Below are 4,260 nucleotides of genomic sequence, written 5' to 3'. Positions count from 1 at the left end.
CGATAGCCCGCAGTTCTCCACGGTCAAGATGCCGGGGCTGAAGAAGTTCGGCAACGTGACCATGAAGAAGGGTGTCTTCAAGGCGGATAACAAGTTCTGGGACTGGTTCAACCAGATCAAGATGAACACCATCAAGCGTGTACCGGTGATCATCAGCCTATTGGACGAGGCCGGTTCGCCGACCATGGTCTGGACCCTGGCCAATGCCTGGCCGTCCAAGATAACCGGCACGGACCTCAAGGCGCAGGGCAATGAGGTGGCGGTCGAGACCATCGAGATCGTGCACGAGGGACTGACCATCGCCAATGCCTGATCGGAGCGGGGCTATACGGTCCCGCTGCCTGAGTCCTGTATGTCGCAAGGAGGATAGCCGTGCCCGGTCCACCCCCGCCCCCACCGCCGCCCACCGGGGCGCTGCGTTCTTCGGTGCCTGTGCCGGAGATCGACCGCGATGCGATGCCGGTGGCCTTCCATTTCAGGGTCGGCATCAGCGGCTTTCGCAATACCGCGGACAGCAGTTTTCAGGAGGTGTCCGGGATCGAGCAGAAGATGTCGGTACAGGAGGTGAAGGAAGGCGGTGAAAACCGCTTCCAGCACCGCCTGCCCAATGGCATGCAGCAGCAGAACCTGACGCTCAAGCGGGGTGTGGCGGACAAGGACTCGCCGCTGGCGAAGTGGTGCAAAACGGTGCTGGAAGGGGGCATGACCGTACCGATCAGCCCGCGTTCGGTGACGGTCAGCCTGCTCGACGCCAGCCGCAACCCGGTACGGACATGGGTGTTCCACAATGCATACCCCCTGCGCTGGAGCATGGATCCCCTCAATTCGACCAAGAACGATGTGGCGATCGAGGCTATCGAGCTCGCCTATCTGTATGCGGAAAGGATGCTGTAGATCATGACGATCGAAGTACGCCAGATGGTGATCAAGTCCGAGGTGCAGGACAAGGCAGAAGGGGCGGCAGACAAGCCCGAGCCGCAGGCTGGGAACGATTGCGAGGGCTGCGGAGGCGGGCAGCAGGAGCGAGTCCGGGAACGCTCGCAACTGCGCGATACGGCCAGCCAGCTGGCGCGCCTCCGGGAGCGATGAATGGCCAGCCTGTCAGGGGAGAAGACGCCGCTCAAGATGACGATCTGCAGCGAGACCCAGGGCGTGGTGGCACCCATGGAAGGGGACGCCAACAGCGTTTCGCTGTTGATCAACCCGTCCTCGCTCAAGGTGCAGCGGACAACTTGCTTTACCAAGCAGATCCCGCTGGGTGACCCGGCCACGGGTCGCAAGTACAGCCATATGCAGCCGGTGACCTTGAGTTTCACGGCGATCTTCGATGGTACCGGCGTGGTGCCGCGGCCGACCGGTACCCGTATCCCGCTGGAAGTGGAGGATCAGCTCGCTGCGCTGAGCCGCATCATCTACAACTTCGACGGCAAGAAGCATCAACCCAACATCGTCCAGATCGTCTGGGGCAGTCTGATCTTCACGGGGCGGCTCAACAGCTTCGGCACTGACTACACGCTGTTCCGGCCCAGCGGCGCCCCGCTGCGGGCCAGTTGTGCCTTTGCCTTCACCTCCTTCATGACTACCAAGGAAAGCCGCCTGGAGGCCGATACCAGTTCGCCCGACCTTAGCCACCTGGTGGTGGTCAAGGCCGGCGATACCTTGCCGCTGCTGTGCCACCGCATCTACGGCGACAGCCGCTACTACGCCGAGGTGGCCCGCTTCAACGGACTGCGTCAGTTCCGCTCGCTGGAGCCTGGCAGTGCCTTGCATTTTCCGCCGCTGGATTGAGCCATGGCGGACTCCCCCAATCTCAACAGCGATGCACCCGTCCGGCTGACTGTCAGCTGTGACGGCCAGGCCAAGCCGGCACTGGAGGTGCTCTCGGTCACCGTGCGGCATAGCCTCAACCGGGTACCCTGGGCCGAGCTGGTGATCGAAGACGGCGACATGACTCGCGGGGTGTTGCCCATCAGCGACGAGGAGCTCTTCAAGCCGGGTGCCAAGGTGGCCATCAGTGTTGGTTATGGCGAGGACGAAACCGAAATTTTCAGCGGCATCGTGATCCGCCATGGGGTGAAGATCCATGGGCAGAATTCGGCCGAACTGGTGGTGGAGTGTCGTGATGCCGCCTGCAAGATGACCGTGGGCCGACGTAACGCCAACTATATCGACAAGACCGACAGCGACATCATCAGCACCCTGATCGCGGCCCATGGCCTGCAGGCGGAGGTGGCGGCGACCACGCTGAGCTACGCCGAGCTGGTGCAGTTCTACTGCAATGATTGGGACTTTATGCTGGCCCGGGCGGAGCTCAACGGTCTGCTGGTCAATGTAGCCGGTGGCAAGGTCAGCGTCCAGCCACCCGACGTGGCGGCTGATCCGGTATTGTCGGTCAGCTGGGGTGTGGACCTGATGTCCTTCGAGGCCGACATGGATGCCCGGCTGCAGTTCGCCGAGGCCAAGGCGACGGCCTGGAACCCCAAGACCCAGGCCATCGTCCAGGGGAATGCCGCCAAGCCTGAGGACTTCAATCTGCAGGGCAATATTCCGGCTGAGCAACTGGCCAATGTGGCCGGGCCAGCGAGTTACGGCCTGCAGAGTTCGACCAGTCTGGAGATGGACATGCTCACCGGCTGGGCCAAGGCGCTGCAGGTCAAGTCGGCGCTGGCCAGGGTACGCGGCCATATGTCCTTCACCGGTAGCGCCAAGGCGGTGCCAGGCTGCCTTATCGAGGTCACGCATGTGGGCGGACGCTTCAATGGCTCGGTCTTTGTCAGCGGCGTGGAGCACACCATCGCAGACGGCAATTGGCTTACCGAGGTGGTGTTTGGCATGGGGCCGGAGTGGCAGGTCGAGCGCGAGGATGTGATGGCGCCGGCCAATGGCGGCCTGTTGCCCGGCGTGGGCGGCCTGCAGATCGGCGTGGTCATGAAACTGGATGGTGACCCCAAGGGCGAGCAGCGCATCCAGGTGAAGCTGCCTGTCATGCAGGCGCAGACCGAAGGCGTATGGGCGCGCCTGCTGCAGTTCTATGCCTCCAATACCTTCGGTGCGTTCTTCCTGCCCGAGGTGGGCGACGAGGTGATCGTCGGCTACCTCAATGACGATCCTTCGCATCCCCTGGTGCTGGGGTCGCTCTACAGCAGTGCCCGTACACCCCCCTATACCATCGAAGCCGCCAACAACACCAAGGCGGTGGTGACCCGTGCCAAGCACAAGATCGAGTTCAACGAGGAGGACAAGATCATCACCATCACTACCCCGGCGAACAACAAGGTGGTGCTGGACGACAAGGACAAATCCATCCTGGTCCAGGACCAGCACAACAACAGCGCCAAATTTTCAAGCAGCGGCATTGCACTCGATAGCCCCTACGACATCAAGCTCGATGCCAAGGGGGGGATCACGCTGACCGCCGTGAAGGCGATCGAGATCACCAGCCAGGCTGATGTGAAGGCCAGCGGGCTCAATGTCAGCTGCGAGGCGCAGGCCGGTTTTACTGGCAAGGGCTCGGCCTCGGCGGAGCTGTCAGCTGCTGGCCAGACGACAGTCCGCGGCGCGACCGTGATGATCAACTGACTCGCCGGGAGAGGATGCGCCATGCCACCTGCCACCCGTTTGACCGACCTGCATACCTGCCCCATGCAGACCCCTGGCCTGCCGCCGATACCGCATGTGGGCGGGCCGGTAAGCGGACCGGGTGTGCCGACCGTGTTGATCGGCGGCCTGATCGCTGCCGTGGTCGGTGACATGGCGGTTTGCGTCGGGCCACCCGATACGATCGTCAAGGGCTCGGCCACCGTATTGATCGGTGGACGCCCCGCGGCCCGCATGGGGGATCCCACGGCACATGGCGGCCAGATCGCCCTGGGCCTGCCCACCGTGCTGATAGGGGGTTGAGATGGCTGTCTTCCTGGGCAAGGGCTGGAGTTTCCCGCCGCGTTTCGATCCTCGTACCAAGCAGGTCGCGATGGTGGAAGCGGCCGACGATATCGCCGAAAGCCTGCGCATCCTGCTGGGCACCAACCCTGGCGAGCGCGTCATGCTGCCCGCCTATGGCTGCGGCCTGCGCCGGCTGGTGTTCGATACGCTCAACGCCAATACGATCACCGAGACCCGGGAGCTGATCCGCAAGGCCATCCTGTTCTTCGAGCCCCGCATCACCGTCAACCTGATCGATGTGGCGGTGAGTGAGGCCATGGAGGGCCGGCTGGAGATCCTGATCGACTACACCATCCGCACCACCAACACCCGCCACAA

At 63.0% G+C, this 4,260-nt stretch carries 7 protein-coding genes; all 7 read left to right on the top strand.

The genetic code is table 11. The annotated features are described in order from the left end of the window. A partial coding sequence (locus tag VIM95_RS12670) for a phage tail protein (RefSeq protein ID WP_331986177.1) occupies positions 1-313 on the top strand: 313 nt, incomplete at its 5' end. 59 nt (positions 314-372) lie between these two features. After that, on the top strand, positions 373-894 hold the full coding sequence (locus VIM95_RS12665) for a phage tail protein (protein WP_331986176.1): 522 nt from the start codon (positions 373-375) through the stop codon (positions 892-894). 3 nt (positions 895-897) lie between these two features. Continuing rightward, on the top strand, positions 898-1,089 hold the full coding sequence (locus tag VIM95_RS12660) for a hypothetical protein (RefSeq protein WP_331986175.1): 192 nt from the start codon (positions 898-900) through the stop codon (positions 1,087-1,089). Then, on the top strand, positions 1,090-1,788 hold the full coding sequence (locus VIM95_RS12655) for a hypothetical protein (protein ID WP_331986174.1): 699 nt from the start codon (positions 1,090-1,092) through the stop codon (positions 1,786-1,788). It begins immediately after the preceding gene. 3 nt (positions 1,789-1,791) lie between these two features. Then, positions 1,792-3,579: a type VI secretion system tip protein VgrG gene (vgrG, locus tag VIM95_RS12650; protein ID WP_331986173.1), complete on the top strand. Its 1,788-nt coding sequence runs from the start codon at positions 1,792-1,794 to the stop codon at positions 3,577-3,579. A gap of 21 nt (positions 3,580-3,600) precedes the next feature. After that, complete coding sequence (locus VIM95_RS12645; RefSeq protein WP_331986171.1) at positions 3,601-3,900, top strand: PAAR domain-containing protein; 300 nt, start codon at positions 3,601-3,603, stop codon at positions 3,898-3,900. A gap of 1 nt (position 3,901) precedes the next feature. Next, positions 3,902-4,260, top strand: a 359-nt coding sequence (locus VIM95_RS12640; protein WP_331986170.1) for a GPW/gp25 family protein, incomplete at its 3' end; no start/stop codon positions are given.

The organism is Chitinimonas sp., assembly GCF_036568685.1.
Taxonomy (GTDB): domain Bacteria; phylum Pseudomonadota; class Gammaproteobacteria; order Burkholderiales; family Chitinimonadaceae; genus Chitinimonas.
Note: the sequence above shows the minus strand (reverse complement) of the source record. Positions and strands in the feature narration are given on the sequence as shown.

Bases quoted from the DNA above. Each gene is read 5' to 3' on its own strand.
- VIM95_RS12660 (WP_331986175.1), top strand. From the start codon at position 898: ATGACGATCGAAGTACGCCAGATGGTGATCAAGTCCGAGGTGCAGGAC.
- VIM95_RS12645 (WP_331986171.1), top strand. From the start codon at position 3,601: ATGCCACCTGCCACCCGTTTGACCGACCTGCATACCTGCCCCATGCAG.
- vgrG (WP_331986173.1), top strand. From the start codon at position 1,792: ATGGCGGACTCCCCCAATCTCAACAGCGATGCACCCGTCCGGCTGACT.
- VIM95_RS12655 (WP_331986174.1), top strand. From the start codon at position 1,090: ATGGCCAGCCTGTCAGGGGAGAAGACGCCGCTCAAGATGACGATCTGC.